The 25,183-nt window shown below is 34.4% G+C and carries 23 protein-coding genes; 9 read left to right on the forward strand and 14 right to left on the reverse strand.

Annotated elements, in window-relative coordinates:
- Positions 1-26: 26 nt before the first annotated feature.
- Genes ACMHJ2_RS08675 through ACMHJ2_RS08695 form a run of 5 tightly spaced genes read right to left on the reverse strand, consistent with a single transcriptional unit; the run spans position 27 to position 6,018 of the window.
- Positions 27-1,457, reverse strand: a complete 1,431-nt coding sequence (locus ACMHJ2_RS08675; protein WP_413512499.1) for an anion permease — start codon at positions 1,455-1,457, stop codon at positions 27-29.
- 22 nt (positions 1,458-1,479) lie between these two features.
- The gene (locus ACMHJ2_RS08680; RefSeq protein WP_413512500.1) at positions 1,480-2,670 is read right to left on the reverse strand and encodes a porin; all 1,191 of its coding nucleotides are present in this window, start codon (positions 2,668-2,670) and stop codon (positions 1,480-1,482) included.
- Between the two features lie 2 nt (positions 2,671-2,672).
- The gene (locus tag ACMHJ2_RS08685) at positions 2,673-3,428 is read right to left on the reverse strand and encodes a succinate dehydrogenase/fumarate reductase iron-sulfur subunit (RefSeq protein WP_413512501.1); all 756 of its coding nucleotides are present in this window, start codon (positions 3,426-3,428) and stop codon (positions 2,673-2,675) included.
- A gap of 8 nt (positions 3,429-3,436) precedes the next feature.
- A complete protein-coding gene (locus tag ACMHJ2_RS08690; protein ID WP_413512502.1) occupies positions 3,437-5,356 on the reverse strand; it encodes a fumarate reductase/succinate dehydrogenase flavoprotein subunit in 1,920 nt (639 codons plus the stop codon).
- 11 nt (positions 5,357-5,367) lie between these two features.
- On the reverse strand, positions 5,368-6,018 hold the full coding sequence (locus tag ACMHJ2_RS08695; RefSeq protein WP_413512503.1) for a succinate dehydrogenase cytochrome b subunit: 651 nt from the start codon (positions 6,016-6,018) through the stop codon (positions 5,368-5,370).
- A 388-nt stretch (positions 6,019-6,406) separates the two neighbouring features.
- On the opposite strand from ACMHJ2_RS08695, the gene ACMHJ2_RS08700 reads away from it, so the two are divergent.
- The 3 genes from ACMHJ2_RS08700 to ACMHJ2_RS08710 are packed head-to-tail and all read left to right on the forward strand — an operon-like array spanning position 6,407 to position 8,516.
- The gene (locus ACMHJ2_RS08700; protein WP_413512504.1) at positions 6,407-6,904 is read left to right on the forward strand and encodes an RNA polymerase sigma factor; all 498 of its coding nucleotides are present in this window, start codon (positions 6,407-6,409) and stop codon (positions 6,902-6,904) included.
- A gap of 14 nt (positions 6,905-6,918) precedes the next feature.
- The gene (locus tag ACMHJ2_RS08705; RefSeq protein ID WP_413512505.1) at positions 6,919-7,530 is read left to right on the forward strand and encodes a hypothetical protein; all 612 of its coding nucleotides are present in this window, start codon (positions 6,919-6,921) and stop codon (positions 7,528-7,530) included.
- Positions 7,531-7,571: 41 nt separating this feature from the next.
- The gene (locus ACMHJ2_RS08710) at positions 7,572-8,516 is read left to right on the forward strand and encodes a LysR family transcriptional regulator (protein ID WP_413512506.1); all 945 of its coding nucleotides are present in this window, start codon (positions 7,572-7,574) and stop codon (positions 8,514-8,516) included.
- A gap of 205 nt (positions 8,517-8,721) precedes the next feature.
- On the opposite strand, the gene ACMHJ2_RS08715 is transcribed toward ACMHJ2_RS08710, so the two are convergent.
- The 4 genes from ACMHJ2_RS08715 to ACMHJ2_RS08730 all read right to left on the reverse strand — a co-directional run bounded on the left by ACMHJ2_RS08715 (position 8,722) and on the right by ACMHJ2_RS08730 (position 12,700).
- Positions 8,722-9,441: a response regulator transcription factor gene (locus ACMHJ2_RS08715; protein ID WP_413512507.1), complete on the reverse strand. Its 720-nt coding sequence runs from the start codon at positions 9,439-9,441 to the stop codon at positions 8,722-8,724.
- Positions 9,442-9,448: 7 nt separating this feature from the next.
- Positions 9,449-11,035, reverse strand: coding sequence for a sensor histidine kinase (locus ACMHJ2_RS08720; protein WP_413512508.1), 1,587 nt, complete (start codon positions 11,033-11,035; stop codon positions 9,449-9,451).
- Positions 11,036-11,096: 61 nt separating this feature from the next.
- Positions 11,097-11,696 (reverse strand): dephospho-CoA kinase, encoded by a 600-nt coding sequence (gene coaE / locus ACMHJ2_RS08725; protein ID WP_413512509.1) that lies wholly within the window; start codon positions 11,694-11,696, stop codon positions 11,097-11,099.
- Between the two features lie 8 nt (positions 11,697-11,704).
- On the reverse strand, positions 11,705-12,700 hold the full coding sequence (locus ACMHJ2_RS08730; protein ID WP_413512510.1) for a glycosyltransferase: 996 nt from the start codon (positions 12,698-12,700) through the stop codon (positions 11,705-11,707).
- Between the two features lie 168 nt (positions 12,701-12,868).
- Between ACMHJ2_RS08730 and ACMHJ2_RS08735 the strand changes: the two genes are divergently transcribed.
- The 4 genes from ACMHJ2_RS08735 (at position 12,869) to ACMHJ2_RS08750 (ending at position 16,483) form a co-directional block, all read left to right on the forward strand.
- Positions 12,869-14,422 (forward strand): PglZ domain-containing protein, encoded by a 1,554-nt coding sequence (locus tag ACMHJ2_RS08735; protein WP_413512511.1) that lies wholly within the window; start codon positions 12,869-12,871, stop codon positions 14,420-14,422.
- Positions 14,423-14,839, forward strand: a complete 417-nt coding sequence (tsaE, locus tag ACMHJ2_RS08740; protein WP_413512512.1) for a tRNA (adenosine(37)-N6)-threonylcarbamoyltransferase complex ATPase subunit type 1 TsaE — start codon at positions 14,423-14,425, stop codon at positions 14,837-14,839. It abuts the gene before it with no gap.
- A 10-nt stretch (positions 14,840-14,849) separates the two neighbouring features.
- Positions 14,850-16,046: an alanine dehydrogenase gene (locus ACMHJ2_RS08745; protein ID WP_413512513.1), complete on the forward strand. Its 1,197-nt coding sequence runs from the start codon at positions 14,850-14,852 to the stop codon at positions 16,044-16,046.
- Between the two features lie 62 nt (positions 16,047-16,108).
- Entirely contained in the window at positions 16,109-16,483 is a 375-nt protein-coding gene (locus ACMHJ2_RS08750; RefSeq protein ID WP_413512514.1) for a DUF4258 domain-containing protein, read from the forward strand.
- Between the two features lie 20 nt (positions 16,484-16,503).
- Here ACMHJ2_RS08750 and ACMHJ2_RS08755 read toward each other — a convergent pair whose 3' ends face one another.
- The 3 genes from ACMHJ2_RS08755 to ACMHJ2_RS08765 form a co-directional block, all read right to left on the reverse strand.
- Positions 16,504-17,064: a helix-turn-helix domain-containing protein gene (locus ACMHJ2_RS08755; protein WP_413512515.1), complete on the reverse strand. Its 561-nt coding sequence runs from the start codon at positions 17,062-17,064 to the stop codon at positions 16,504-16,506.
- Between the two features lie 4 nt (positions 17,065-17,068).
- Positions 17,069-17,521, reverse strand: coding sequence for a GNAT family N-acetyltransferase (locus tag ACMHJ2_RS08760; RefSeq protein WP_413512516.1), 453 nt, complete (start codon positions 17,519-17,521; stop codon positions 17,069-17,071).
- Between the two features lie 110 nt (positions 17,522-17,631).
- The gene (locus ACMHJ2_RS08765) at positions 17,632-17,832 is read right to left on the reverse strand and encodes a hypothetical protein (protein WP_413512517.1); all 201 of its coding nucleotides are present in this window, start codon (positions 17,830-17,832) and stop codon (positions 17,632-17,634) included.
- Positions 17,833-18,133: 301 nt separating this feature from the next.
- Between ACMHJ2_RS08765 and ACMHJ2_RS08770 the strand changes: the two genes are divergently transcribed.
- Positions 18,134-18,745, forward strand: coding sequence for a hypothetical protein (locus ACMHJ2_RS08770; protein ID WP_413512518.1), 612 nt, complete (start codon positions 18,134-18,136; stop codon positions 18,743-18,745).
- A 251-nt stretch (positions 18,746-18,996) separates the two neighbouring features.
- Here the strand turns inward: ACMHJ2_RS08770 and ACMHJ2_RS08775 are convergent, their stop codons facing one another.
- Both ACMHJ2_RS08775 and ACMHJ2_RS08780 read right to left on the reverse strand, forming a co-directional pair.
- A complete protein-coding gene (locus ACMHJ2_RS08775) occupies positions 18,997-20,664 on the reverse strand; it encodes a SusD/RagB family nutrient-binding outer membrane lipoprotein (RefSeq protein ID WP_413512519.1) in 1,668 nt (555 codons plus the stop codon).
- Positions 20,665-20,668: 4 nt separating this feature from the next.
- Positions 20,669-23,788, reverse strand: a complete 3,120-nt coding sequence (locus tag ACMHJ2_RS08780) for a SusC/RagA family TonB-linked outer membrane protein (protein WP_413512520.1) — start codon at positions 23,786-23,788, stop codon at positions 20,669-20,671.
- A 472-nt stretch (positions 23,789-24,260) separates the two neighbouring features.
- On the opposite strand from ACMHJ2_RS08780, the gene ygiD reads away from it, so the two are divergent.
- Positions 24,261-25,094: a 4,5-DOPA dioxygenase extradiol gene (gene ygiD / locus ACMHJ2_RS08785; protein ID WP_413512521.1), complete on the forward strand. Its 834-nt coding sequence runs from the start codon at positions 24,261-24,263 to the stop codon at positions 25,092-25,094.
- Positions 25,095-25,183: the final 89 nt, after the last annotated feature.

Genomic DNA, 25,183 nt, shown 5'->3' on the forward strand with positions numbered 1-25,183 from the left:
GGTCTTTAAATATAGCTTTTTTTATTTTAAAAATAGCCTATAATATGCAGCCATGTTGTGCCAACAATCAAATAAATCGCTAAAAGTAATAAGCCAATAATTAAACCATAGGTCCACCAAGATTTCAGCTCAACATACCCACTTCCGAAGAATACAGGAGCTGGACCATGTCCATAATGGGTTAAAGTACCATAAATAGATCCCGTAAACCCCAAAGTTAAAGCTAATAACATCGGAGGCACACCTAGTGAAACACCTACACCTAATAAGGCCGCATACATAGCAGCTACATGAGCCGTTGCACTCGCAAATATATAATGACTCAAAAAGTAAACTACAACAATTAACGGATAAGCATAATGCCAATCAATTCCTCCCATCTGTGTTTTTACTAAATCGCTAAACCAACCTATAAAACCAAGGGTATTTAGTGAACTAGCCATCATAACCAGTACAGCAAACCATACAATCGTATCCCAAGCTCCCTTTTCTGATTTAATATCATTCCAAGTTAAAACGGAAGTCAACAATAAAATAGACAAGCCGAGAAAGGCAGTCGTTGTCGCGTCGATTGTAAATAAATCCCCCGTAATCCACAAAAACAATAAAATAAAAAAGGTCAGTAACATCAACTTTTCTGGTACTGTTAATTTCCCCATTTCTTTTAATTTTTGTGCTGCAATTTTAGGTGCATCTCCTGTTTTTTTTAATTCAGGGGGGTAAATTTTATATAAAACAAACGGGGTAACAATAAAAGCAATTACTCCAGGTACAAAGCCTCCAATAGCCCAATTCATCCAACTAATATTAATTCCAATATCAGCTGCAAATTTCTGGCACATCGGATTACTAGCTGTCCCGGTCAAAAACATAGCCGAAGTAATTAAATTCAGATAATAACAATTGAGTGTCAAGAAAGACCCTACTTTCTTTTTTGTTTCTTCTTTCGAAGGATCTGATCCAAAATTCATCGCCATAGATTTCATGATGGGGTAAATAATTCCTCCTCCACGTGCTGTATTACTTGGAATTGCGGGTGCTAAAACCAAGTCAGCGAGTCCCAATCCATAGGCAAGTCCTAATGTACTTTTACCAAAAGCACGAATAAACAAATAGGCAATTCGATTGCCTAAACCCGTTTTGATAAATCCTCTGGCAATAAAAAATGAAATTCCTATTAACCAGATCACTTTATCACCAAATCCCTTTAAACTCAAGGTAATAGATTGCCCCGCATTTCCAGGAGCTAACAATTGGAAAAAAGCAGTAAGTCCTACAGCAATCATACACATCGTTCCCATGGGAGCTGCTTTTAGGATAATACCCAAAATTGTACTAACAAAAATAGCAAACAAATGCCAGGCTTCTGGTGTTACTCCCTCAGGAATGGGGCAAAACCACAGTATTATTCCTACTACTACAGTTATTCCGAAATTTTTTAAATTCACTTCTTTCATAGTAAGAATAAGTTTGAATTAATTATTGCAATCTGCATTGAAATTGGATAAAAGCAAGGTTTGAATTATAAGACTTTGTATGTTCGATATTTGTCTTAAAATTGTCAATTTGCATACCAACTTGTAATCTAGCTCCATAGTCCTTTAAAAACTCTAAGCTTACCATGGGAACCCAAGTTTGTCTACCATTTGAATTCAGATGAGCATTGCCATCTAGGTATTCATAACGACACGCAAATTCAATCGCTCGAAGTCGCTGTTTGCCTAATTCATATCGAATATTAGGCAAGATGTAAAAACTCTTGATTTTATAATCATCTACGTCTCCTATTCGTTGATCGATGGGTTGGGTATAATACAATTGATGATTTATCCCTTGTTTAGCTTCTAAATAAAAATCTATACTCCAGCGATCTGCCAAAGAGAAAAAAGCAGAAGCTTCAGCTCCTACAGCATAAACGGTTTGTTTTTGCACTTCTCCAACACCTCCACTAATTCCCAAATTAATTTTATGTTTGGGATCTACATTGAACAATAATCTACTGGAATAATGTTTTCCATCATCATTATCCGTTTTGTTTTTTCCATTTCCATTCGTTACAGAAACCCCGTAACTCATTGGAATTTTACCTAGGTCAACACTACCTGTAATCGCTGCTCCAATTTGAAAGCTCGTCCATCCATTATCCCCAAATAAATAGTACGAATTCGAATAATCAATCGATTTCACAATATCCACAGGATACGTTTCCTCCATTCCAAATAAAGGTCTAAACTGTCCAACAGTAAATTGAAAATAGCGATTTAAGGTATATTTTGCATACGCATTTTCAAGTACTTTTGTTTTGGGATCTGATTTAAAATCTGCGAGATTTACCAAAGCAACCACTTCCAAATTCTCAGTTACCTTTGCATTCATAGAAACCCGCATTCGCTTAATTTCAAAGGAATTATTCGTTCCTTCTCCATCGCCATAATGTAGTCCATCAATATTCACACCTCTTTTAAAATTATCCAGATAGCGCATTTGAAACATACCGCCTACTTTAAACTGCGGATATTTTTGTGTTGCATCATGTAAAATAATTTTATCTTCAAACACCCGAATAGTGTCTTGAGCAATTGTTTGGTCTTGGGCAAAACTACTAAATGCAGTTAGCAAGCCTATTCCACAGAGGAATAGGCATTTCATGACCTTTATATTCTTTTTCATTTTCACTTCTTTTTAAACTTGAGAAGGCTCGCTCGATTGTATTCGTAATTCATGCGTGCAATATTCAGTACTGAAATACCTTGTGGACATTCCACTTCACATGCTTCCGTATTCGAACAGTGACCAAAGCCTTCTTCATCCATTTGCATAATCATATGCAACGCACGTTCTTTGCGCTCTTGTTGTGATTGAGGCAATAGCGCTAATTGGGTGATTTTAGCAGAAGTAAATAAAGCCGCACTACCATTTTTACAAGTCGCTACGCAGGCTCCACAACCAATACATGCGGCCGAATCGAAAGCAGCTTCTGCTGTTTCATGTGATACAGGAATTGTATTAGCCTCTGGTGCTTGTCCTGTATTCACAGAAACATAACCTCCCGCCGAAATAATTCGGTCAAAGGCACTGCGATCCACCTTTAAATCTTTTTTAACGGGAAAACCTGCCGCTTGGAAAGGCTCAATCAAAATCGTTTCTCCGTCTTTAAATTCCCGCATATGCAGCTGACAAGTTGTAGTATTCTCTAAAGGGCCATGTGCATTTCCATTAATCACAATTCCACATTGTCCACAAATGCCTTCTCTACAGTCGTGATCAAATTCAACAGGTTCCTCTTTTTTAGAAATTAACGCTTCATTTAAAGTATCCAACATTTCTAAAAAAGACATATGTGTATTTACATTATCTATCGCATAATCAACAAGTTTACCTTCCGATTTACGATCTTTTTGTCTCCATATTTTAAGATTCAATTTCATAGCCCTTATTATTTATAACTACGGATAGTTGGTTTTATATATTCAAATGTTAACTCTTCTTTGTTCAAAATAGGTTCTTGATCTAGCGACCCTGGCCATTCCCAAGCGGAAATAAACTGGAATTTTTCGTCATTACGAGCGGCCTCACCCTCTTCTGTTTGATATTCCTCTCTAAAGTGAGCTCCGCAGGATTCATCACGCGTTAAGGCATCATAACACATTAAGGTTCCTATTTCCAAATAATCCGCTACACGTCCTGCTTTTTCCAATTCGGAATTAATCGTTGCATTCGTACCTGGAACATGTACATTCTGATAAAATTCTGCTCGTAATTTTTTAATTTCTTCTATAGCAAATTCTAATCCTTCTTTAGTTCGTGCCAAACCACAATAATCGTAAAGTAATTTCCCCAGCTTCTTATGGAAATAATCGACGGTTTTATCTCCTTTAATTTTTAAAAGATTTTCTAATTTTTCTTTTACTTCACGCTCCGTTTTTTCAAATTCAGGATGGCTCGTTTCGATTTTACCCACTCTAATTTGATCTGCCAAATAGTTAGCGATAGTATAAGGCGCTATAAAATAGCCATCTACTGAAGCTTGCAATAAAGAGTTGGCACCTAATCTATTCGCGCCGTGATCTGCAAAATTAGCCTCTCCTAAAGCGAACAAGCCAGGAATAGTAGTCATCAATTCATAATCCACCCATAATCCACCCATTGAAAAGTGAGCTGCCGGTGAAATCATCATAGGTTCTTTATAGGCATTTATACCGGTAATTTTCTCATACATCGTAAACAAGTTGCCATATTTTTCAGCAATCTTAGGTTGTCCTTGTTCTCTAATTGCTTTAGAAAAATCTAGGTATACGGCATTTTTCAGAGGACCTACACCATAACCTGCATCAATTCGTTCTTTAGCGGCACGAGAAGAGATATCTCGGGGGGCTAAATTTCCAAAGGCAGGATAACGTCTCTCTAAGTAATAATCTCTTTCTTCTTCAGGAATTGCATTTGCTTCTCTTGTTTCGTTCAAGTTTTTAGGTACCCAAATACGGCCATCGTTACGCAATGATTCTGACATCAACGTCAGTTTCGATTGATAATCTCCCGATTGAGGTAAAGAAGTTGGGTGAATTTGCGTCCAACTTGGCGAGGCAAAAAAGGCTCCTTTTTTATGTGCTCTCCAGATTGCAGAACCGTTACATCCCATAGCTAGCGTTGATAAATAATATATTTTACCAAAACCTCCTGTTGCCAAAACTACTGCATGAGCAGCATGTCTTTCAATTTCACCTGTTTCTAAATTTCGAACAATTACCCCACGTGCTTTTCCGTCAATCAAAACGACATCTAGCATCTCATGGGAGGAATACAACGCAACGGTTTTCTTGCTTACTTGACGCATTAACGCTTGATACGTACCCAATAACAATTGTTGTCCTGTTTGTCCGCGCGCATAAAAAGTTCTACTTACTTGAACGCCTCCAAAAGATCTATTGTTCAAGTAGCCTCCATATTCTCTTCCAAACGGAACACCTTGTGCAACAGCCTGATCAATTAAATTAACGGAACATTCGGCTAAACGGTACACATTGGCTTCTCTCGCTCTAAAGTCACCTCCTTTTAATGTATCTACAAACATTCGGTAAATACTATCTCCATCATTTTTATAATTTTTCGCTGCATTTACCCCTCCTTGTGCGGCAACAGAGTGTGCCCGACGAGGCGTATCTTGAAAGCAAAAAGATTTCACATTATATCCCATTTCCCCTAAAGAGGCTGCTAAAGAACTACCTGCTAATCCAGTTCCAATTACAATAACATCTAGTTTTTTTCTGTTCGCTGGATTAACCAAACGAGCGTTCTTTTTATAGTTAAACCATTTATCTTCTAATGGTCCTGTAGGAATTTTCGCATCTAATTTCATAACAACGTTTATTAATGGGTGATATAAATATAAATAGGCATAAGCGCAAAGCCTACGCATAAAATAACAGCGTATGCAATACCGAATACATTAATCCATCTTACATATTTAGGATGAAATAGCCCTAGTGTTCTAACGCCACTTGTTATTCCGTGAATTAAGTGATACAACAGCGCTATCATAGCAATCACGTAAACTACAACCAACCACAACTCTTGAAAAGCAGTAACAACTACAGTATACAAATCCTTATTCCCTTGCGGATCAATTCCAATTTCTCCAAATTTATAGACATACCAAAAATTTTGAAAATGCAGTACGAGAAAAATTAAAATGATAACCCCTAAAACGCCCATATTTCTGCTATACCATTTACTAGCTCTACCTCTATTGTCACGTTTGTAACTTCCGCCCGCTTTTTGATTCTTGGAAGTAATAATAAGTGCATAAATGGCATGCCCTAGTATGGATAAATAAAGCACATAGGATACCGCTTTGACCAAGGGATTACCGGTCAAAAATTGAGAATAAGCATTAAAGCTTAGCTGCGCATGTTCAGGTTCTAGAAACAACTGTGTATTACCTAAAAAGTGAATAAGTAAAAAGAAACACAGAAACAACCCAGTCCCCGCCATTACAATCTTTCTTGAGAGTGTATTCATCTTATTTTTGTTTTAATAATTAATTCAAATTGCGTAATATCCTTACTTTCATGTTCTTCTATAGCAACAACATAAATAGTACCAAAAAAACTTTGTTTTAGGTTTATTTGATTTTATAAACAAAATACCATATAGGCAAAGTTTCGAAGCTTATAACTTAAAATATTTTTATATAGCATTAAAATTACCAATTAATTTAATTATTTATTAAAAAATTAAATTATTTTAAGTAATAAAAAAACAATACATAATGATTATAAATTACCTTTTAAATCCCTGTGCAAAAAGTATTTTGTTTCGGGTAAAAAGATTATCTTGAAAAATTGAAATTAAAAAAAATATTTGCAAAAAAATGTAACAAATATCATATTTGAATCTCTAATTAATTATGAACCAAAAGAATTTAGAGCTAGATTTTGTTAATCTATTGGAAGAGAACCAAAATCTCATTCATAAAATTTGTCGTCTTTATACGGATGAGGAATCGGCTCACAAAGATCTTTTCCAAGAAATATCCATACAACTTTGGAAAGCCTATCCCAGTTTTAGGGGTGAATCGAAGTTTACCACTTGGGCCTACCGGATTGGACTGAATACTGCGATTTCTTTGTTTCGAAAGAAAAATAGACAGATTAATACAACTAGCTTTAATCCTATCATTCATCACTTTGAATACCAAGAATACAATGAAGAGGAAGAACAACAACTCAAATTAATGTACCGATCTCTTCATCAATTAAATGACATTGACAAGGCGCTAGTTTTTATGTACCTCGAAAGCAAAACCTATGAAGAGATAGCCGAAACGCTAGGGATAAGTGAAGTAAATGCTCGGGTAAAAATGAATCGAATTAAAAATAAATTAAAAAAAATATTAAATCCGTAAGGATCCCATATACCATGAATGAACTTGACTTACTAAAAAAGCATTGGAACGCCAACCATAACTTTCCGAAAGTTTCAAAGGACGAAATTAAAGAGATGATTCACAAAAAATCATCTTCTATCGTTATGTGGATATTCATCATCAGTATCATTGAATTTTTATGTTTGAATCTCGCTAGTTTTTTTCTTTTTAATGAAGATAGCGATCTAAAAACAAACAATAGTGAGGTTTTTGAGTATATTGTAAATAATATTGATTACTTCAGTGGATTAATCTCTGTTGTATTTATTATTCTCTTCTACATGAAATACAGAAAAATATGTGTTGCGGATAATACTAAAAATCTCATGAAACAGATTCTGCAAACTAAAAAAACAGTAAACTACTACATCGCTATTAATATTTCTTTGATTTTATGTTTATTTGTCTTTGCTATTACCAGCATTCTGAGCATGGATTCTGATCCTACCCATGGGTTACAATTCTTTCTAGTTGCCATTGGTTTATTCTTTTTGGTTTGCTTGGTATTTTTTGGAATTATTTGGTTGTATTACAGAATTGTATATGGCATTCTAATTAAGCGTTTAATGAAAAATTACAAAGATCTAGAGCAGATAGAAGATTAAATTTGTATCTTGATACTCATTTTACTTTTCATGCTCAAACTATGACAATCACACAATTATTATATGCCTTAGCTGTTGCGGAACACAAAAATTTCACTTTAGCAGCAGAAAAATCATTTGTAACTCAGCCGACCTTGAGTATGCAAATTCAAAAATTAGAAGAGGAATTAGGGGTGCAAATTTTTGATCGTACTACCAAACCGATTCAATTAACGACCCTTGGTAAGGTAATTATTCAGCAAGCGCAGAAAATAGTCAACGAATCAAATCGAATCAAAGATATTATTGATCAAGAAAAGGGTTTTGTAGGTGGAGAATTTAAATTAGGTATTATACCAACCGTTACGCCAACCTTGCTTCCTATGTTTATTAAAACGTTTGTAACCCGATTTCCAAAAGTCCATTTAATTATAGAGGAATATACAACCGAAGAAATAATCACGCGTTTACGCGGAGGCTATTTAGATGCAGCCATTGCTGCAACTCCTTTAGACCTTGAAGACATTACTGAAAAAGTACTATACTACGAACCTTTCGTGGGTTATATTCCCAAAAGCTTTCAAAGCAATTTTGAGGGCAAATTAAAAACCGAACAACTGGATTTAAAAAAGCTATTGCTTCTACAAGATGGGCATTGTTTTAGAGATGGCATTATTAATATTTGTCAAAACAAGAGTACAAATACAGATACAGAACGTCCTTTTTCTTTAGAAAGTGGTAGTTTTGAAACGTTAATTCAACTGTCAAAAGAAGGATTAGGCTATACTCTTTTACCTTACTTACATACGTTACAACTCAATAGTGAAGATCAAAAAAATCTTATCCAATTTGAATCACCTCAACCTGCTAGAGAAATCAGTTTAATTCATACAACCAATGATTTAAAATTGCAAATTATCCAGGCTTTACATGAAACAATATTAAGTATCATTCGCGGTGCGATTGCTTTTCAAGATGTAAAAATAATTAGTCCTAAAAAAAAATAACCTCGCTGTATTTATCTGCTGTACAAAGCCAGTAGATGGGCGTATTCCATATACCCCGTCACTACCTTGGGATTGGCATTGTACTTGAAATTTCAGGAGTTTCTCCTTACTTTGATACTTGATTTATAAAACGAGGAAGAGTAGCCATGATACAAAAAAAGGAGCAAGAAAAAATCTTGCTCCTTTTTATTTTGTTTGGAAAAAATTAATCTTCTCCTTCTACTTTTACTACTAAACGGAATCCTTCTCCGTGAATATTTAAAATTTCAACTGCTTCGTCTAGTTTTAAATATTTTCTCAATTTTGCAATATAAACGTCCATACTACGAGAAGTAAAATAATTATCATCTCTCCATATTTTTGTTAAAGCAACTTCTCTTGGCATTAAATCATTTTCATAAATTGCCAATAATTTCAGTAATTCATTTTCTTTTGGGGATAACTTAATTGGTTCCTGATCTTGGAAAGTCAAGAATCTCAATTTAGAATTTAAATGAAACTTACCGATTTGGAATTCAAATTTAGTATTATCCGTTTTTACTTCAGATGTTTTTCTATGAATAATAGCTTTGATTTTCATTAATAAAACCTCTGAATCAAAAGGTTTATTTAAATAGTCATCTGCTCCTACTTTATATCCTCTTAACACATCCTCTTTCATTGATTTTGCAGTTAAGAAAATAATAGGCACTTCCTTGTTTTTATCACGAATCTCTTTAGCTAAAGTAAATCCGTCTTTATAAGGCATCATAACATCTAGAATACAAAGGTCAAAAGTATCGCGTTTGAACTTTTCAAATCCTTCCATTCCATTTTTAGCTAAAGTAACTTCAAAATCGTTAATTGCTAAGTAATCTTTTAGGATTGCACCAAAATTTGGATCATCCTCTACTAATAAAATCTTTTTGTTGTTTGTTGTTTCCATATATTGATTAATTTATTAATGGCATTTTAATAATGAACGTACTTCCTTTACCTTTTTCACTTTCAACATATACTTGCGCATTATGGTCTTCTATAATTTGTTGTACATAAGCCAGCCCTAATCCGTGTCCTTTTACATCATGTAAATCTCCTGTATGTTCACGATAAAATTTATCGAAAATTCTTTTTTGTGCATTTTTACTCATTCCCACTCCTTGATCTACTACTTTTATCAAGATAAAATCTTTGATATTTTCTGTATACACATCAATTATAGGGTGTTCTTTAGAGTATTTAATCGCATTGTCTAACATATTTACCATCACGCTTGTTAGATGAAAATCATTCCCTAAGATATCCGATCGCCTAGCATCGAGATGTAGGTTGATTTCTCCGCCTCTATCTAGTATGATTAGCCCCACATGGTCAACTGCAGATTCAATAATTTCATGAATATCTACTGCTTCCTTGTCTGATTCGAACTCTTTTCTTTCTAATTTAGAAATTCGAAGAACATTTTCTACTTGCGCATGCATGCGTTTATTTTCCTCCCGGATCATATTAAGATACCTTTCGACCATCTCGGCATTTCCGATTACCTTTGGATTCTTAATGGCATCCAAGGCGAGGTTAATTGTTGCAATTGGCGTCTTAAACTCATGCGTCATATTATTGATAAAGTCCGTTTTCATTTCTGAAATTTGCTTCTGCTTAATCAGCTGATTAATTGCATTTAAATAAGCTGCAATAATGACTATCGTAAACAAAATAGACAAAAAGGTAATACCGATTAATGAGGAAAATAAATACTTACTTTTTTCAGGAAAAGTAACATATAAATGATACTTACTCTTTCCATCATTATTCTTTAGAATAGGCACACCGTAAGTCGATCCCTCATTGTATTCGAAATCATCTGACTTAATTTTAGTTGCCAATCCCTTATTGTAAACACCGAATTCAAATTTTGCATTTACTCCATATTGATGGAGTTCATTTTCTAGCAATTCCTTTAATTTTTCTTTCGATATTCTTTCATCTACTCGTTTTAAGGCTACGATATCTTTAAAGTAAATTTCAAACTGCGCTTTATCAAGCACATCTAAATTACCTGACTTCTCAATCACCTCATCTGGATAATTTTGGTGTAAATTATCCGAACCTCGATCAAAAGAGTTACCTCTATGAATCTCTGTTTTTCGCCTTGCAACAAAATTTTTAATATTTGTGCTATCGGCTCTCTTATCAAAGAACGAGCTTCGCAAATTAAAATCTTCCAGCACTAATGTGTTCGAATAAAATATAGATTCATTCGTCCGTGGATCACGTTCTACAATGACTATCTCTTTTAATTCACTTTCTTTTGGCGGTTCGCCAATACTGTCTTTTAAATTATTATACAATTTGTAAAACTCCATCGCTTCATTTTGTTCGATGGCATTTGACACATTTCCAATAACTTGTTGGACGTGGTATTTGAACTGTTCGTCATTATTTCTATATGAGCTAACAATCCAATATAATTGTACGATGATGATTCCAATTAATGAAAAACTCATTATACCGACAAGTACTCTAAATCGTAACTTATTCATCGCAATTCAAAATTATGATTAATAATATACATTCCCTAGTAGTTAACATAAAATTAACCGATTAAATTAAATGATTTTTTAAATTAATATCACGTATTATAGCAATAATATTACTTTCTAGTGATTTATTGTTATTATTTTCAATTATATATTGACTTCTTTTGGCCTTTTCTTCATCTTTCATTTGATTATCTATAATTTTTCGTACTTGTTCTTTAGAGACTCCATCTCGCATCATCACCCTATTAATTCTAACTTCTTCTGGTGCAACAACTAAAAGAACTAGATCACAGGCTTTATCCAATCCATTTTCAAATAAGATAGCACTTTCTTTGATGACAATGGGCGATTCTTTATGTTGTTCTACCCATTGATCAAAATCTTTTTTTACCCTGGGATGGACGACTTGATTTAGTTTTTCTAACTGTTCTTTATCCTCAAAAACCAATTGTTTGATTTTCGTTCGATCTAACTTTCCATATTCATTTATAACGGAAGTTGCAAATATTTGTTGTACGGCTTCTATTACCTCGGGTTGATCCATGAGTAATCGCGCTTTATCATCTGCAATATAAATTGGAATTCCATGTTTTTCAAACAATTTGGCTACGGTTGTTTTTCCACTTCCAATTCCACCTGTTAAACCAACAATAATACTCATTCTTCTTTTTATTTAAAAAACATTTCTGGCATTCCCTCTTCAGGATTTTGTTTTAAAATATGCAAGATATAGTTAGATTTAACAAAACCTATACCATATCCATAAAATTGTACAAAAACAGCACAAATTGACAAAATTGACACCTTAAAGTTCTTTTCTTTACTCAAAGATATCACAAAAACCAATAAAAAATACACTAAATAAAGAGAAAAAGGTAAATTAATTCCTAAAAAAACAAGCAAAACACTTCCTATCAGCCCCAATATAAATAAAGACGGAAACCAATACGTCATTTTGGCATATTGCGGGTACCTTTGATTGAGGATTGGCCTTGCCTTGCCAAATTTATTTACTTGAACGTAGAATTTTCTCCAGTCAATTCTTCGTTTATGGTAGACATAGGCTTTCGGAAAGAGCTCTGTATCAAACCCCAGGTTCCAAAGTCTAATCGTCAAATCGGGATCTTCACCTGGATGTATCTTTCCAAAGCCCTGAGACGCTAAAAAGGCTTTTTTTGAAATCCCCATATTGAAACTGCGGGGTTGGAATTTACTCAATCGCTCAGACCCTCCTCGTATTCCTCCTGTTGTTAAAAAAGAAGTCATCGAAAAATTAATTGCCTTTTGCACTTCAGAAAAACTCGCTAAAGCCTGGTCAGGTCCACCAAAACAATCTACATACCCTTCGTGTAGATATTGATCTACGATACGCAAATAATCTTCGGGGATAATACAATCCGAATCCAAGATGATAAAATAATCGCCTTTGGCCTTTCTCATACCGTAATTTCTAGAATCCCCAGGACCAGAGTTTGCTTTATAGTAATACGCTATATCCAATTGATCTTGATACTTCTCAACCACAGATCTAGAATCTATTGTTGATCCATCTTCTACCAACACGACCTCAAACTCGCCTTGGTAAGTTTGCTTCGCTAAACTAGCCAACAATTCATCTGTTTCATCTGGTCGATTGTAAACAGGTATAATAAACGAATAATACATGATCTTCTTAATATAGCCACAAAAATATTGCTTCCTAAATTGGATTACAAAATTTACTCCTTATATTTATATACATTATTTATAATTTTTGCGTTATAAACTGTGAGCTTTATAAAAAAAAGCACAACAGCCGATTATAAATGATTTAAAAATTTGAATTTTTATTATATGAATGCAATTAATATACTTTGGGTTGATGATGAAATTGATTTATTAAAACCTCATATTATTTTTTTAGAAAAAAAGGGCTATGCGGTAACCACTACTACAAATGGAACTGATGCCATAGAATTAGTCAATCAACAGCATTTTGACATTGTCTTTCTCGATGAAAATATGCCCGGATTAAGTGGTTTAGAAACACTTAATGAGATCAAAAGCATCAAAAATAGTCTTCCCATTGTAATGATTACAAAAAGTGAGGAAGAATACATTATGGAAGAAGCTATTGGTGCCAAGATAGCGGATTATTTAATAAAACCGGTCAATCCGAATCAGATCCTTTTATGTTTAAAAAAGAACCTAGATGATTCGCGAATTGTATCGGAGAAATCTTCTTTGAGCTATCAAAAAGAGTTTCGCAATATTGCTATGGATTTAATGGCTATTAATACTTATGAAGACTGGATTTCTCTTTATAGAAAGCTTCTTTTTTGGGAAAGCAAACTCGAAGACATTGAAGATCAAAATTTGATTAATATATTGGAAGGTCAAAAGAGCGAAGCCAATAGTTTATTTGGCAAGTTTATTGAGAAAAAATATGAAACATGGATTAATTCAACCACAGATAAGCCTACTTTTTCACATGAGATTTTTAAAAAATGGGTTGTTCCAGAATTAAAGAAAGAAAACAATAAAATTCTATTTCTCGTGATTGACAATATGCGATATGATCAATGGCGTTCCTTTGAACCTATTGTGTCTAATCACTATAAAATAGAAACAGAACACACCTTTTTCTCTATCTTACCCACTACAACTCAATATTCTAGAAATGCTATTTTTTCGGGTTTAACTCCTTTGCAAATGGAGCAAATGCATCCGAATTGGTGGAAAAATGATGTAGAAGAAGGTGGGAAAAACTTACATGAAAACGATTTTTTACAAGCCCAACTACAGCGCTTGCGCTTAAGTATTCCCAATGAATATTTTAAAATTGTAGGCCAGAAAGAGGGTCGGAAATTAGTTGATAATTTCAATGCGATAAAACACAATCAATTAATTACGATTGTGTACAACTTTGTTGATATGCTTTCTCATTCAAAAACTGAAATGGAAGTTATCAAAGAATTAGCTTCCAATGACAAAGCGTATCGCTCGCTAACGACTAGTTGGTTTAAAAATTCTACGTTATTGGATGTGATTCAACTCGCTCAACAAGCAGGTTTTAAACTTATTATTACTACGGATCACGGTACTATCAACTGCAATACGCCTTCTAAAGTAATTGGCGATAAAAACACAAGTTTAAATCTACGTTATAAAACAGGTAAGAGTTTAACCTTTGAGAAAAAGGATGTCTATTTAGTTAAAGATCCAAAAAAGATTCAGCTTCCTTCTATAAATCTAAGTAGTTCATATATTTTTGCAAAGAACGATTGTTTCTTGGCGTATCAAAATAATTACAACTATTATGTATCCTATTTTAGAAATACCTATCAACATGGTGGTATTTCGCTAGAAGAAATGATTGTTCCTTTTATAATTTTAAATCCTAAATAAATGGAATTCACGTATCAACTAGAAGAAATAGATACTATAGCAGCTCAAGTTTTACCTTTATTATCCCATAAGATTGTTTTGTTTCATGCGCCTATGGGAGCTGGAAAAACCACTTTTATTAAAGCTTTAGCCAAGCAACTACATATAACAGCAATGACTAGTAGTCCTACTTTTTCTATTGTAAATGCCTATCAAATTCCCGATTCAAAGGATGCTTTGTATCATTTTGATTTGTACCGATTAAAAGAAGAAGAAGAAGCGTATGATTTTGGATTTGAAGAATATCTTTACAGTGGTAATTGGTGCTTTATAGAATGGCCAGACAAAGTGCCAAACTTAATTCCTGATCCGCATACAACAATAGAAATTGTTAGCTTAGATAGCAATACAAGAAAATTAATTATCACCTCTATATAAACAGTAACCTATGGCTAAATTGTCTCCTTTTTCAAAAAAAACACTGATTCCTCAAGAAGAGTGTTTACTTGTAGAGCCGCGTAAAGGTGAATTGTTTATTGGAGTTCCCAAAGAAAACTTTACCCTTGAGAAGAGAATTTGCATTACACCAGAGGCCGTGCAAACGCTCTATGCGTATGGACATCGGGTATTGATTGAAAAAGGGGCTGGCGAAGCAGCGAGTTATAGCGATTTAGAATACAGTAAGGCAGGAGCTGAAATTACCACAGATACAAAAAAAGTATTAGGCTGTCCCATTGTCGTTAAGGCAGTTCCGCCTACGTTAGAAGAAATAAAGCTTATGGCTCCATACAGTGTATTGTGGTCAACCATTCAATTGAAGACCTTAGAGCCTGCTTATTTTAAAGCGTTAGCTAAGAAAAAAATATCAGCTATTGGTTTTGAATTTATTCAAGATAAAAACGGATCCTTCCCAGCTACTAGTATTTTAAGTGAAATTGCGGGGATTGCCTCTATACAAATTGCGTCAGAATTAATGACTACTACCAATCAGGGCAAGGGATTATTGATGGGAAATATAACAGGTGTTATGCCGACCGAAGTTGTAATTTTAGGAGCGGGTATTGTTTCAGAATACGCTGCAAAAACAGCGATTAGTATGGGAGCTAATGTTCGAATTTTCGATAATTCGATTCAGAAATTAAGACGTTTGCAGAATAATCTTCCTTTTCCAGTATCGACTTCTACCATTCAGGATAAAATTCTTTTGAAAGCGTTGATGCGTTGTGATGTAGCTATTGGTGCTATTCGAGGAAAAAATAGATCTCCTATTGTGGTGACTCAAACCATGGTAGAGCACATGAAAAAAGATGCTGTTATTATTGATGTAGCCATTGATAATGGGGGATGTTTTGAAACTTCTGAACTCACTACACATGAACATCCAACTAAACGAAAATATGAGGTTATCCATTATGGAGTGCCCAATATCACATCTCGTTATTGTAAAACAGCCTCAATGGCTATTAGCAATGTGATAACTCCTTTTCTTTTAAATTTTGCTGATAGTGGGTGTTTAGAGGGAACTGTATTTACGGATAATATTCTAAAATCAGGTATCTATACCTATAAAGGCTTAATTACAAATAAAGTGGTAGCTGACTGGTTTAATTTAGATTACAGAGACATTCGACTTTTTGCGTTCTAATTTTTTGCCAATTATTTAGTTTTACAACGCTATATTGCTATTTTTGTACAAATTTTAAAAAGATGAGTTTTATACAAAGACTTGCATATTATTTATTTGGCCTCTTAATAGGTGGTATGTTTTTATTTTACTTTTTTGGAGAAAAGAAAACAGAGTTTTGTTATTTACCCAATTGTAGAGTTCTAAAAGAATTGAGAAGTAAACCTGTTCAATATAGTTCCGATGCTGAAACCAAACTAAAAGAAGGTTGGGTTATTGAGGATGATATTCGAAAATCTTTACAATATGGCAAAATAGATTTTGATCAAAGTAATGTAAATTTTGAAAATGGCAAGTTATACGTTATTAGTGGACGTACAGCTAATAATGATCCCATTACGATTAAAATGGTCAATTATACCGATAAAGTAAAACTACTAGATATAACAAAGCCCTAATTAATAGGGCTTTTGTATTTTTATAAGTGATCAATTTGCTTTCTATGGGGTGATGTAAGCTGTTTAAAAGCAGTAGGAGTCATTCCTGTTATTTTTTTAAACTGCGTACTTAAATGCGCTATACTACTATAGTTTAATCTAAACGCAATTTCTTTTAAACTCAATTCATCATATAGCAACAGTTCTTTTACTTTCTCTATTTTGAGGGCAATAAAATACTGCTCAATCGTAGTTGATTCGATTTGTGAAAAAAGCTGAGTCAAATACAAATAATCTTTTTGCAATTGCGTTGCTAAGTACAGGGATAAGGGAGTTTCTAATGCCAGTTGTTCAGCTTGAAGTAGTTCGATAAGTAGGGATTTTATTTGAGTAACCAACTGATGCTCTTTGTCATTGAGTAATTCAAATCCTATTTCTTCTAGTTTTTGACTAATTTTTTGTAATTCATCAACACCTACTACTTGTTGCAATTCAACTTCTCCTAATTGAATAGAAAGGGGCGTATACTGCATGTTTTTCAAAATCTGTTCTACAGCTAATATACACCGGTGACAAACCATATTTTTTACAAACAGTTTCATGCTATTATTCTTTTTTTGGTTCATAGTACATATCATATAAATCCAATCCCTCTGCCCAAAAGTCTTTTTGAATTTCCTTAAGTACAAAACCGTTTTTTTCATAGAATGGATATACAACTTGAGAAGTACGTACACGTATCTGTTGTACAGCAGGTGTGTTTTTTAAAATAGTTAATCGATATAAAAGCAAGTCTCTACCAATCCCCTTTCCTTGAGATGAAGGAGCAATAACGTCCCAACTTATTCTTCCCTCGTTTTGGTTTTCTAAAATATTAATTCCTCCTCCTCCTAGAAGCACTCCATCTTCTTCAGCCACAAAGTATTGCTCTATTTCTGTTTCTAGATATTGTTTATAATCCGCTATTTCTTCTACTGAAAAATAGAGAGGCACATTTGCTTCAAGCAATTGTATTAAGGCATCTTTATCTGTTTCTTTATACGAGCGTATTTTTACCATAACTTTTATTTTACACTCAAAGATAGCACAATGTGTTTAACAATCGAATGCTTCTCTTCTACTATCTCAGAAGTGGCCATAAAAAAAGCCATCTGACAGATGGCTTTTTTTTATACGTTTAACAAATGCAGTGATTCGCTTAGTTCTGGTTTTTCTTGTACAAAACTATTCACCCATTTACCTAGCTGTTCAACATCATAAGGCACTAAATGATTTAATGCTTTTTGTAACTCTTTATAAAACAATTTTGAATCAAAACTAACGCTTTCGAGAACCGTTTTTGCATAGCTCAACATTATTCTTGTTTTCATAACTCTATAATTTAAAATCTTACTTCCATATAAACATACTTCTTTTTTTATTCAAATCAAGTTTCAGGTCTATATTTTAATATTTTTTTAATACTTCATACTTTTAGGTAATTACCCATATTAAACGTAAAAAATTCTATCTTATTATATGAAGTATAAAAACAAGTCTCTATTTTTGAGAATCAACTAATTTAAGCTTTTCATATGCGCTTACTTCTACAAAGTTCGCATAAGAATTAAAATAAGTTGTACCTTAAACCTGAAACAATTCACATTTATTTTAGTATTCAATCCTTTGATAATGAAGTTAAGATCCAATTTATATCGTGCAGCCGTACTCCTATTGACTATTGTGTTTTTACTTACAGCCGTTACTTTTGAAATTTTTGAACTCAGTTCTTTACCCGCCCAATTTTTCGGTACCTTATTAGGCGTTGTTATTACAGCTATTATAACGGTTTTACTTTTACAAGGACAAACAAAAAGCGAAGAATCTAGAGAGCGAAATTTAATGGTTTTCGAAAAAAAACAAGCGGTATTTTTTCACTTTCTAACTCAATTGAACACTATTTTGCAGAAGGAAAAGCTTACGCTTCACTTAAGTCGTGATAAAACATTGGAAAGAGAAGTAAATAGTTTACAAGATTTACTGTTTGAATTTGGTTTTTTACAAATGCACACTTCCGCAGACACTTTTGAAAAAATCCTTGAATCTGTGGGTAATTTAATGGAAGAAAGCAAACGAATTAAAAGTATAGAAAACAAATCAGAACAAGATTTTGAAATATACTATAACGTTGTGGCTACGGATGTTTTTGCTATCGTATCTCTTCTAAAATTAGAACTTTACAAATTAGCTCCTACAGCTATTAATAAAAAGCAATTAGATCGTATTATTAAACTTTCCTTTTAAAGAAAGTTTAATTGATTTTCCGCTCTATCAAATCACAAAAAATACGTTAGGATGCGATCCTTCGTTCCTCAGGATAGTTGTTGAAATGCTTTTTTATTTTCAGGGACATACTGGGCATAAGTAAGTAGGATTATAGGATGCGACACTTCGTGCCTCACGGTAGACATGCTATGTGGTATTGGTGGTCTATTTCTTACGATGAAAAAGGCTATCTCTTTCTAAGAGATAGCCTTTTTTGTTGGTACAGCTTCTTAGTTCGCCCAAATTAATTTAGTATTCATCAAATCTCCTCCCATTCTTGCTGAAGCTTCCTCTTTATTGGATTTGTTAATCAAATTAAGATCCGAAGGATAGGTGATTCGCTCTGGTAAATCATTCAATCCATTCAAAGGGGTGAATGTATACTCCGTTTGCTTTTGAGGACCTGGAGCAATTAATTGGTGTGTTTGCCCTGGTAGTAATACTGTTTTAGGAAATTTTGTTCGTCTATAATCAGCCCAAGCTTCATAGGGTTGTAAATACAAAGCAATGTATTTTTGAGTCAGTATGGTTTCTTGATTTACGGTGTTTACTTTTGTTAAATATGCCTCAATATCTCTTGCTTCTACTTTCCATTTTTCCATAGAAGCTTTAATTCCATTTTTGTAATTTTCTTGTGGGTTAATGTCTAATTCGGCTAAAATAAAGGCTACTTCTGAATATTCCATCAGCATCTCTGTATAATCTGCTTTATAGATCAGAGCGCTAAATTGTGAAGCATAGCCCGCTTGACTTCCTGTATAAGCATCTTCAATTCCCAGCGGCATACCTCGATAATGCTCCGCTGTTCGATCGATGTAATCGCCCCTTTCAATACTTGGCGAATTTTTTGATGCATTATAGAAAAAAGCAAGTGTAACTTCAACCTCATCTCCTGCCTCATTTTTTTCGAGTTGGCTTATAGGAGCTACCATCTTGTACAACCGCGGATCAATATTTCCGGCAAATGGATTTGCATGACCGATTTGACTCTCTCCTTTTAATAACTCTACAAATGTATTTGTTGGGGAAAAGTCATTTCTTTTTCCAATAATAGCATCGTTATAAAAGGGAGCTGGATTTACTCTATCATTTTGAAATTGTTGCCCTACATTATCCGCATTGGATTGCATTAAATCATCTACATGTGCCGTTAGTTCTGCGATATGCTGATTGGCAACAGGAATTACCTTTTTTACGCGATTAGCAATTCTCAGGCGCAGAGAATTGGCAAATCTCTTTAGTTTCTCAGGTGTTTTAAATAAGAAATCTCCAGAGGTGAATACGGTACCTGTGTTTGTATTTATGGATTCCGCAGCTTCTTTTAATTCCTTCATAAGATCTGTATAGATTTTATCTTGGGGAGCAAATTTAGGTGTTGTTATTTCATTTTTTGTACCCAAAGTCATCGCTTGAAAATCGGGATCCTTCGCTCCGTAGGAAAAATAGGGAACATCTCCATAGGCATCTACCAATTGCAATTGGGTATAGGCAATCATAATACGCGCTGCTGCGAGTTGATTAACGGGATCTCCATAGGTCACTATTTTTGTTGCATTCGCAGGATCTTCAACAAGGTCAATAATTTCTTTATATCCTTTTACGGCTAAAAAAAGAGCACTGTATAGTGTATTATTCACTTCCACTCTAAATTGATAACGGTCTTCAGCCGTATAGTTTCTTTGTGCCGAGTATTGAATCCAAGGTAGAGCCATTCGTCCAGAGGGAAAACCACCTCTTGTTTTAGTCATCAAGGTCTTGTTGGTGTTGTTAAATAACCCACTAGTTGTAACCGTTGAAGGTTGATTTGGGTTAGTATTTATCTGTTCTAAATCACGATCACAACTGGTTAAGGTAATAAAACTGAGTATCAACACTACTTGGCTTATATAATTTTTCATTAGATTAGATTTTAAATTTAACATTCATTCCGTATGATCTCGTAGAAGGCAACGAAGCCCCTTCGATGGCTTGAATATTTCCACTTCCGTACGACGCCATTTCTGGATCCATACCCTTCCATGCTAAATTCCAAGTAAATAAATTACGCGCAAATAAGGAAATCGTTATTCCTTTAAAAGGGCCTAGCCATTTCATTGGCAAATCATAGGCTAAGGTTACTTCTCTTAGCTTCATATAGTCCGCATCAAAGACATTTTGTGCATCTACGGATGAATTATGTCCTTTTGCCCAATCAATAGCGGTAACGACTTGATCGTTTTTCGTTCCATCCTCTTTTACACCATCTAAAATCAATCCTGTTTCTCGAATATCTCCATTTACGGTTTCTTCAAGCATCCCGGAGTACATGCCATACATATGGGTTGTAGAAAAGTATTTTCCTCCTTTTTGAATATCAAGTAATACGCCTATCGTAAGGTTTTTGTATCGAAAACTATTGCGAATTCCCATATTATAATCTGGTAAATAAGAACCTAGCGCTTTGACATCTGTTGCTTTATAGAGTCCATCATCGCCAATCACTTTATTGCCGTTTTTGTCGTATACATAATCGGTTCCATAGATTTGCCCGTAGGTTTCTCCTATTTTTCCTTGTAAGGATACTCTGAAAGGAGCTTTAGCGATTTCGACCGATTCTACGCCTTCTGCCAAACGGGTTAATGTATTTTTATTATGAGAGATATTCCAGGTAATTTGCCAAGAAAAATCTGGGGTCTTAATTGGTGTTGCGTTTACCGTTGCTTCAATTCCTTTGTTTTGCATATCTCCAGCATTCATCCAACGATAGGCAAATCCAGTAGCCGCATCATATTGGACGCGTGTGATTAGGTCTTGGGTTTTAATTTCGTAGTAAGACACTTCAAAACCAAGTCGATTATTTAAGAAAGCGGCTTCTAAGCCAATTTCTTTGGTTGTCATTCTTTCGGGTTTTAAGTCTGGATTATTCGCGGTATCGTCGAGTGAATAGGTGGGATCACCTAAAAAGGCACCATTGACGGTGTAGTAATTTGCGGTTCGATAGGCTTCAGTATCATTCCCCACTTGAGCCCAACCCAGTCTAATTTTACCAAAACTCAACCAATCGATTGGAGGTAATACATTGGAAAAGATAAATGTTCCAGTTACAGAAGGATAGGTGACTGATTTTTTCACGGTTGAGAACCAATCGGTACGTGTGGTTCCTTCTAAAAACAGGAATTCCTTATAATTTAAACTTACTGAGGCAAATACGGAATTAGTACGTGAATGCACCATTTTATTGGTTGCTTTGGCAGGAGAAACACTATTACCTAAATTGTACAAGCCAGGCAAGTTTAATCCTCCTACAGATTCTCCCTGAAGAAAGTCGTTGCGTTTTTCACTTCTATTAACCCCAACAAAAGCATTTAATCCAATATTTTCAAACGTATCATCATAGTGCAAGCGTCCTTCGTAATTGTATTCTGAAACATTTCGCTTCATCAATTTGTAAGAAGACGTCGTTTGAGAACCTACTGCTATTTGTTCTGCAATACTCAAACTGTATTGATCGCCATATACGGTTCCTACCGCATAGAGGTTATCCGAAAAATTATACGTTAGTTTTGCATTTCCAAAGAATCTATTTCGAATATCTTCGGAAGTATTTTCATGAATAACCCAATATGGATTATCCGAATAGGCTGGCATTCCATTATCCCAAGACGTTCTATTCCATGAGCGTTGATTGCCATTCGGTAATTTGTAGTCTTTTAAGGTCTGGTAGTCGACCTGTCTTTGTCCCCATTGGAAGAATCGCTCAGCTACTGAATTATCACCATAGCCAATTTCGGGTCGATTAAATCCTTTGGTGCGAACGAAATTAATATTTGTTTCGGCTTTTAGGTTTGTACTGAGTTGAGTAGCTGCATTAACAGTAAAATTGTTGCGTTGTAATTTCGAATTGGGAACAATTCCCTCCGTTACATTATTATTAAAGGCCATTCTCACATTGCTTTCTTTGAAAGATTTTGCAATAGATACGGATTGATTGTAAGAAACACCTGTTTGAAAGAAAGATCTGACATCGTGTTTGGATTTGACCCAAGGTACTTCTTTGAGGTAGTCACTTTCAAATTCTGGGTCAAATGCATACCAAGGTAAATATAAAGAACCATCTAATTTTGGGCCCCAGCTTTCATCGACAATATATTGGGGAATATTATAGATTTTACCCTTAATCTCTTGCTGTGTAAATGAATCTGAAGAACCTCCACCATACTTATTCTGTAATTTGGGCATAATATTAACGGATTCAAATGCGATACCTGAATTTAATTCAATCTCTGTTCTTCCGTTTTTTGCTGCTTTCGTAGTATAAATAATTACGCCATTTCCTCCTCTGTTCCCATATAAAGCAGAAGCGGGTCCTCCTTTTAACACGGTTACCGATTCAATGTCATCGGGATTAATATCGGCCGAACCATCTCCGTAATCGCGTCCCCCAGCTCCTCGTTGCATGTTTATATCAGCGAAATTGCTATTGTCTAGGGGTATTCCGTCAATAACAATTAACGGTTGATTATTTCCTACCACAGACTTCACTCCTCGCAATACAATGCGCGATGACCCTCCCATAGAGGATGGTGCAGTAACTTGTAAGCCCGCTATATTTCCGGATAAGGCATTCACTGCATTGTTTTTCCCGGCGCTTGACAGATCCTCTCCTTTAACTTCTTGAGAAGAATAGCCTAACTTTTTTTTGTCTCTTTTAATGCCCAAAGCAGTAACTACTACTTCGTCCAGCATTTCTTCGATGGGATGCATTTGTACATTAAATACCGTTTGATTTGCCATCGTATAATGCACCTCTTTCATGCTAATAAAAGAAAATACAAGGGCATCTCCTTTTTTTGCTTTTACCGTATACTTCCCATCCAAATCTGTTTGGGTTCCTTGTTGAGTCCCTTGAATGCGTATAGTAACACCTGGTAAAGGCATTCCACTTTCTGTTACAACTCCGGAGAGTTCCTTCTCTTGTGCATGTACCAATTGAAACAACAAGCAAAATACACTTAAATAGATACACCTTAATTTTGAATTCATTCTTAAAATTGATTAGTTGATGAATCAAAATTAATTCAAGGTTTTCAACGAAAAATAAACAAAACAAATAAGCCTATCTATCTAAAAATCAAAAAAGAAAAGAATGAAATATAAGAATAGAAAAACTATAATTATAAAATAATATAGTTCTTGAATAATCTATGTGTGAGTAAAAAACACCACTGTTTTAAGCTAATTTTACGATTAAATTTTAAGAATAATATTTAAAAAAACAACAATTCCTTTGTTTTATTTGTTTAATTAAAGTATAAGATGTAGTGATGTACACTTAAGTCTTTTGTTAATTTTTGCATTTCAACCTCGATAGCACAGAGCGGTTAGAATTTTTATTTACATCATAGAAGGAAATAAAAAAAAGAGAAGTTAAAAGAAAAGAAGTTAAAATACGTGGATCTGTATCTATTTTAAGAAATAAATACATGAACTTTACTTCAATCTAAAATACTGTGTTATGCATTCACTACAAGATCTTTATCGTTTTTCTCAAACCCTACAATACAGCGATCAAATCATGCCAACGCTATTCATCGGACACGGTTCGCCTATGAATGCCATTGAAGATACTGTATTCTCTATGAATTGGCATAGCATTGGTCAGTCCATTCCAACACCAAAAGCTATTCTGGTTGTATCTGCCCATTGGCTTACGAAAGGGAGCTATATTACGGCTATGGATTTTCCAGAGACGATACACGATTTCCGAGGTTTTCCACAACCGCTATTTGATGTAGAATACCCTGCTCCTGGCCATCCTAATTTAGCCTTAGAAACACAAAACTTAGTCAAGCCGTTTGATCTGCATTTGGATCATGAATGGGGTTTAGATCACGGTACTTGGTCTGTTACCAAACATATGTTTCCAAAAGCTGATATTCCCGTTTTACAGTTGAGTATTGATTATTATAAGCCTTTGGATTATCACTATCGATTGGCATTACAATTGCATGAATTGAGAAGGAAGGGTGTTTTGATTTTAGGAAGTGGCAATATGATTCACAACCTTCGTTTACTTTCTTGGGATAAGATGAACGACAATTATGGTTTTGATTGGGCTTTAGAGATTAATGCAATACTTCAGAAGGCGATCACCGATTACGATTACAAAAGTTTACTAGCCTATGAGACTCTCCATTCTCAAATCCAGTTGGCTGTGCCCACTTTAGAACATTATATTCCAATGGTATACAATATGGGATTAAAGGAGGCAAAAGACGAATTAATTTTCTTTAATGATGCTTATGTTGGAGGTTCTTTAAGTATGACTTCTTTTATGTATTATCAATAAAAAAAGAGCACTCGAAATCGAGTGCTCTTCTGGGCTTGGTGCTGCTAGTTTAGAATCCTACAGCAGGATTATCGAAAAAAAATTGTTTT

It is taken from the genome of Myroides odoratus, from assembly GCF_965118575.1.
GTDB classification, from domain to species: domain Bacteria; phylum Bacteroidota; class Bacteroidia; order Flavobacteriales; family Flavobacteriaceae; genus Flavobacterium; species Flavobacterium odoratum_B.

Coding starts and splice junctions, on each gene's coding strand:
- ACMHJ2_RS08705 (WP_413512505.1), top strand. CDS start 6,919: ATGAATGAACTTGACTTACTAAAAAAGCATTGGAACGCCAACCATAAC.
- ACMHJ2_RS08765 (WP_413512517.1), bottom strand. CDS start 17,832: ATGAAAACAAGAATAATGTTGAGCTATGCAAAAACGGTTCTCGAAAGC.
- ACMHJ2_RS08675 (WP_413512499.1), bottom strand. CDS start 1,457: ATGAAAGAAGTGAATTTAAAAAATTTCGGAATAACTGTAGTAGTAGGA.
- tsaE (WP_413512512.1), top strand. CDS start 14,423: ATGGAATTCACGTATCAACTAGAAGAAATAGATACTATAGCAGCTCAA.
- ACMHJ2_RS08730 (WP_413512510.1), bottom strand. CDS start 12,700: ATGTATTATTCGTTTATTATACCTGTTTACAATCGACCAGATGAAACA.
- ACMHJ2_RS08760 (WP_413512516.1), bottom strand. CDS start 17,521: ATGGTAAAAATACGCTCGTATAAAGAAACAGATAAAGATGCCTTAATA.
- ACMHJ2_RS08750 (WP_413512514.1), top strand. CDS start 16,109: ATGAGTTTTATACAAAGACTTGCATATTATTTATTTGGCCTCTTAATA.
- ACMHJ2_RS08685 (WP_413512501.1), bottom strand. CDS start 3,428: ATGAAATTGAATCTTAAAATATGGAGACAAAAAGATCGTAAATCGGAA.
- coaE (WP_413512509.1), bottom strand. CDS start 11,696: ATGAGTATTATTGTTGGTTTAACAGGTGGAATTGGAAGTGGAAAAACA.
- ACMHJ2_RS08745 (WP_413512513.1), top strand. CDS start 14,850: ATGGCTAAATTGTCTCCTTTTTCAAAAAAAACACTGATTCCTCAAGAA.
- ACMHJ2_RS08780 (WP_413512520.1), bottom strand. CDS start 23,788: ATGAATTCAAAATTAAGGTGTATCTATTTAAGTGTATTTTGCTTGTTG.
- ACMHJ2_RS08710 (WP_413512506.1), top strand. CDS start 7,572: ATGACAATCACACAATTATTATATGCCTTAGCTGTTGCGGAACACAAA.
- ACMHJ2_RS08715 (WP_413512507.1), bottom strand. CDS start 9,441: ATGGAAACAACAAACAACAAAAAGATTTTATTAGTAGAGGATGATCCA.
- ACMHJ2_RS08720 (WP_413512508.1), bottom strand. CDS start 11,035: ATGAATAAGTTACGATTTAGAGTACTTGTCGGTATAATGAGTTTTTCA.
- ygiD (WP_413512521.1), top strand. CDS start 24,261: ATGCATTCACTACAAGATCTTTATCGTTTTTCTCAAACCCTACAATAC.
- ACMHJ2_RS08700 (WP_413512504.1), top strand. CDS start 6,407: ATGAACCAAAAGAATTTAGAGCTAGATTTTGTTAATCTATTGGAAGAG.
- ACMHJ2_RS08775 (WP_413512519.1), bottom strand. CDS start 20,664: ATGAAAAATTATATAAGCCAAGTAGTGTTGATACTCAGTTTTATTACC.
- ACMHJ2_RS08770 (WP_413512518.1), top strand. CDS start 18,134: ATGAAGTTAAGATCCAATTTATATCGTGCAGCCGTACTCCTATTGACT.
- ACMHJ2_RS08735 (WP_413512511.1), top strand. CDS start 12,869: ATGAATGCAATTAATATACTTTGGGTTGATGATGAAATTGATTTATTA.
- ACMHJ2_RS08680 (WP_413512500.1), bottom strand. CDS start 2,670: ATGAAAAAGAATATAAAGGTCATGAAATGCCTATTCCTCTGTGGAATA.
- ACMHJ2_RS08690 (WP_413512502.1), bottom strand. CDS start 5,356: ATGAAATTAGATGCGAAAATTCCTACAGGACCATTAGAAGATAAATGG.
- ACMHJ2_RS08755 (WP_413512515.1), bottom strand. CDS start 17,064: ATGAAACTGTTTGTAAAAAATATGGTTTGTCACCGGTGTATATTAGCT.
- ACMHJ2_RS08695 (WP_413512503.1), bottom strand. CDS start 6,018: ATGAATACACTCTCAAGAAAGATTGTAATGGCGGGGACTGGGTTGTTT.